This is a genomic window from Granulicatella sp. WM01 (assembly GCF_004570605.1).
Taxonomy (GTDB): Bacteria; Bacillota; Bacilli; order Lactobacillales; family Aerococcaceae; genus WM01.
Genome location: NZ_SPPB01000106.1, coordinates 1 through 1,916, shown reverse-complemented (window position 1 = coordinate 1,916; position 1,916 = coordinate 1). Strand labels below are relative to the sequence as shown.

Below are 1,916 nucleotides of genomic sequence, written 5' to 3'. Positions count from 1 at the left end.
TGAAATAGTATAGCCCTCGTTTAATAATATTTCAATTTGACTTCTTTCTTTATCACTTAAGTGTTTATAGTGTCGTTTTGTGGTATAATGTACTTCAGACATGAAAATCTTCCTATCTATTTGGTTTGGCAACTTTAGTATAGCTGATTTTCATGTTTTTTTGTTTATTTTTATTTGTTGCACTTCATTTTACAACACGGGAATCGGAAAAACATGGTATGAAGCTAAATAAATTCTTGCATTTCATTTTGTTTTTTTGTAAACTAGTAGTTGTGTCATACACAGCTACAATGCATCCTTAGTGTAATGGATATCACGTAAGATTCCGGTTCTTAAAATAGGGGTTCGATTCCCTTAGGATGCGTAAACATTGTTGATTTATCAATGTTTATAAAGGTTTTGTCCATATTTTGTCCATATAGTTGTTATGATTAACAACTATATTTTATTTATATTTGAAATAGCTTCACGCATACGTATATCTTCTGTTTCTTTTAATTCATCAATAAGATGTAAATAAACTTGTTCGGTTGTATGAGTTGAAGAATGACCTAATCGTTTTGAAATATACAATATAGATGCACCGTGATAGAGTAGAATAGAGCCGTGTGTATGCCTTAAAGCATGGAATGTGATATTTTGTATTCCTGCACGTTTACACGCATGTTCTAGTGCTTTATTTACGGCATTATTTGATATGCTAGTATTGGTCACGTCAACGAAAATACGTTTGTGATTATGTGAAGCGTTCGTTTTCATATCTTGCAATAGTTGTTCTGTGTAAGTATCTATTGTGATGATTCTATTTTCTTTTGTTTTAGTTGGGATAAAATCATGTGTAAAATGATAGTCCCAACTTTTATTTATTGATATAGTATGATTTTTAAAATCTATATCCTCCCAAGTTAGCCCTAGTAATTCAGCGAATCTAGCTCCAGTAAACAAGCCTATTAAAATCATATAACTCGATAGATATTCTGGTTTCAGATTATTTTTGACGGCTGCAATTAATTTTTTTGCTTCTGCATAACTAATATACTTATCGTCTTCTTTTTTTGTCTTAGTGACATCTCCAACTATTACAGCATTTTTTGCTGGATTTATAAGTATGATACCCTCCTCAACAGCATGCTGAAAACATGCTTTATAATAGTTGTGATACTTTTTAACGGTTGCTTTCGCTTTGTTTTGTCCAAATGAATTAATAATTTTTTGATAGGATAGCTTAGTAATATCTTTTATTGTTAAACCATTAAATAGAATATCTGCCGTTTTTACTACTCTTTTTATGGTAGATTCTGTTTTTGCAGAAAGTTTTCCATATTTATAAGCCTTAGCCCATTCTTCCATATACACGCTAAATAATGTGCTCGATTTAAAAATATTTACACCTTTTACTAGTTGATTCTCTATTTCTAGTGAAGCAACTTTGGCTTCTCCTTTAGTTACAAAGCCACCTTTTGTAATATGTTTTTGTTTTCCGTTACTATCAATATAAGATATTCTATATTCCCATGTTTTGCCACGTTTACGAAAACTAGCCATGTATATATCTCCTTTGTTGCTGATTTGTAAAGTTATAGTTAAAAGATACCCCCTTGAATTCAAAGTGAGCATTTTTTCATATTTATGGTATAATATATTTAACAAGATAACTTGCGAAGGAGTAACGTTGTGTTCCCGAATGGGAGTAAGTCAATGGACGAGAATTCATATATGCCTGGGATTATCTTGTTTTTTGTATTTCCTAAGGATATTTTGTTTACTCGCTTTTACTCGCTTTTACTCACTTTTACTCGCTTTTAAATTTAATTCATCATAATGTCTGTGTTGTCAAAGTCCACTGATTTATTGTATAATAAACTTAATAAGTGGATTTTCATTTAATTTAGATATGTAATAAGGAGGTTTCTATC

1 protein-coding gene and 1 tRNA gene are annotated in these 1,916 nt (G+C 30.5%); one reads left to right on the top strand and one right to left on the bottom strand.

Annotation, left to right across the window (positions count from 1 at the left end; genetic code table 11):
• The first annotated feature begins 292 nt into the window (after positions 1–292).
• A tRNA-Arg gene (locus tag E4T68_RS08655) sits at positions 293–364 on the top strand.
• 74 nt (positions 365–438) lie between these two features.
• Here the strand turns inward: E4T68_RS08655 and E4T68_RS08650 are convergent.
• Positions 439–1,545, bottom strand: a complete 1,107-nt coding sequence (locus E4T68_RS08650) for a site-specific integrase (RefSeq protein ID WP_167753877.1) — start codon at positions 1,543–1,545, stop codon at positions 439–441.
• Between the last annotated feature and the right edge of the window lie 371 nt (positions 1,546–1,916).